The organism is Azospirillum sp. B506 (assembly GCF_000333595.1).
In the GTDB taxonomy this organism is placed as follows: Bacteria; Pseudomonadota; Alphaproteobacteria; order Azospirillales; family Azospirillaceae; genus Azospirillum.
The window spans coordinates 1-1,314 of sequence record NZ_BADK01000163.1 but is presented as its reverse complement, the minus strand read 5'-3'; the positions used below and the strand labels follow the sequence as shown (position 1 = coordinate 1,314).

2 protein-coding genes and 1 pseudogene are annotated in these 1,314 nt (G+C 68.2%); all 3 read right to left on the bottom strand.

Annotation, left to right across the window (positions count from 1 at the left end; all coding sequences use genetic code 11):
* On the bottom strand, positions 1–452 hold a 452-nt coding region (locus I71_RS05795), incomplete at its 3' end, for an alpha/beta fold hydrolase (protein WP_244433660.1).
* A 159-nt stretch (positions 453–611) separates the two neighbouring features.
* Positions 612–845, bottom strand: coding sequence for a phosphopantetheine-binding protein (locus I71_RS05790; RefSeq protein WP_042692139.1), 234 nt, complete (start codon positions 843–845; stop codon positions 612–614).
* Positions 846–878: 33 nt separating this feature from the next.
* Positions 879–1,314, bottom strand: a pseudogene (locus tag I71_RS05785) (spore coat protein); the annotation flags it as partial.

Here is a 1,314-nt window from a genome sequence, read left to right as displayed (position 1 = left end):
ATCTCGATGATGCGCTCCAACCCGGCCCGGCGCACCGGATCGGCGCCCTGGGCGTACAGAACCTCGGCGAAGCGGGGGATCAGCGGCGACGGGCCGGCGAACAGACGTTCGGCGCAGGCCATCCCCTCTTTCAGGTCGGCGGGCGCGATGGCCCGGCGCAGGAACCCCAGGTCGAAGGGAGTGCCGAGCCCGGCGCTGGACAGCAGGGTCAGGCTCGCCACCCGGTCGGGCGCCAACCCGGCCAGTTCGCGCGCGACATAGCCGCCCATCGAATGGCCGACAACATGCACCCGCGTCAATTCCAGTTCGTCGAGGAATTCGACCAGCCAGGGAACGAAATCGGCGACCCGCCCGCTGCCGACATCGGACGTCGAACCGCCATGGCCCGGCAGGTCGACGGCGATGGCGCGACGGCGCGACGACAGAGCCGACAGGTTGAACTGCCAGGTCAAGCGATCGCCGGCGAACCCATGCACAAGCAAGACGGGCACCCCGCCGCTGCCAACCGACAGGTAAGCCGCCGGGCCGCCGGCGACGGTGGCGACACCGGCGCGCAGGCGGCTTCCTTGTGAAACGGGCCGGGGCGAGACGGGCCGGGAGACAGGCACCGGTCAGGCCGCGACCGCGGCACCCGCCAGTGCCAGCAGATCGCCGATGGTCCTGGCCTTGGCCAGCTTCTCGCCTTCGACCACCACACCGGTCTTCTCGTCCACCAGCGCGATGAAGCTGATGACCGCCAGCGAGTCCCAGCTCTCCAGCGATTCCAGGGCCTCGTCGCCGGTCAGCGTGCCGGCATCCAGTTCGAGCATCTCGTCAAGAGCGAGAAGGAATTCGTTGCGATCCATAAGCTTTTCTCCTTGATCGAACCGCGGCACCGGTCAGTGCAGCGTGTTTTGCCGGACCGAACGGTTGATGTCCACCCAATCGGGATGGTCGCGAAAGAGTTTGCAACAATCCTGCCAGCCAAACCTGGGGTTGGAGGGCAGCAGCGCCTCCAGCATGCGGCGCACCAGCTCATAGTCGGCGCGCTCATCCACGCACCAGCGCTGGTCCGGCGGCTCCACCGGCAGGCCGGGCACCAGCGCCTGTCCCAGCCGGAAACGGTCGGGACGGCGATAGATGTAGGGGGTGACATGTTCCCGCTCCGCCGGGTCGGTGGCATGGGCCGCCGCTTCGTCCAGCAGGCGGCGCGGGAAGATTTCGGCATCCAGGCCGCGGGGGTAGCGGGTGCTGTCGATCGACAGGTAATCCAACGGCTCCGGCGTCAGGCAGCTTCCAGAAAGGCGGCGATCAGGCAACCGACCAGCGCCGGGT